A 726-nucleotide genomic window follows, 5' to 3' on the forward strand; every position below is an offset into this window, starting at 1 on the left:
CACCAATGCCTACAACTCAACGGCGCTCCGCGTTTACCCAAAGGCTTAGTTGCATCTACCCTGGCCCAACAACAACAGCAAAATTTATTTATCGTTACTGCCACTTTAGAAGAAGCGGGACGGTGGGCGGCACAGTTAGAAGCAATAGGATGGCCGAAAGTTCACTTTTATCCCACCTCAGAAGCATCACCCTACGAACCCTCCCATCTGGGCAAGTTTTTCATCTAAAGATATACACTCTAAACCATCAGACTGAGAATGATTTATCTGTGTATCTGTGGCCGATCTCCCTGTCGTGCTGAAGGTTTTGGAGTTGCTGGTAATGCCTGGGTTAAGGGTAAGACAATAGGGTTGAAATTGTTTGATTGTGGGTAGGTGGGGTTGGAGCGATCGCTCTGTTGCAACTACGGCCATTTTTGCTTTATTGCTATCGTTACCATTGTTAGTTGCATTTTCTGGCGCATTCTCACTTAGCAAGTCTGCCAATACTTGCATTTGTCCCCAAATCATTTCTTCGGAGTGGGAGGGTTCGTAGGGTGATGCTTCTGAGGTGGGATAAAAGTGAACTTTCGGCCATCCTATTGCTTCTAACTGTGCCGCCCACCGTCCCGCTTCTTCTAAAGTGGCAGTAACGATAAATAAATTTTGCTGTTGTTGTTGGGCCAGGGTAGATGCAACTAAGCCTTTGGGTAAACGCGGAGCGCCGTTGAGTTGTAGGCATTGGTG

At 47.1% G+C, this 726-nt stretch carries 2 pseudogenes; one reads left to right on the forward strand and one right to left on the reverse strand.

Annotated features, from left to right (window positions below):
• Positions 1–207: pseudogene (locus D5R40_RS33550) on the forward strand (hypothetical protein); the annotation flags it as partial.
• 99 nt (positions 208–306) lie between these two features.
• Here the strand turns inward: D5R40_RS33550 and D5R40_RS33555 are convergent.
• A pseudogene (locus D5R40_RS33555) lies at positions 307–726 on the reverse strand (transcription-repair coupling factor); the annotation flags it as partial.

Origin of the sequence: Okeania hirsuta, from assembly GCF_003838195.1 — a bacterium.
Lineage (GTDB): Bacteria > Cyanobacteriota > Cyanobacteriia > Cyanobacteriales > Microcoleaceae > Okeania > Okeania hirsuta.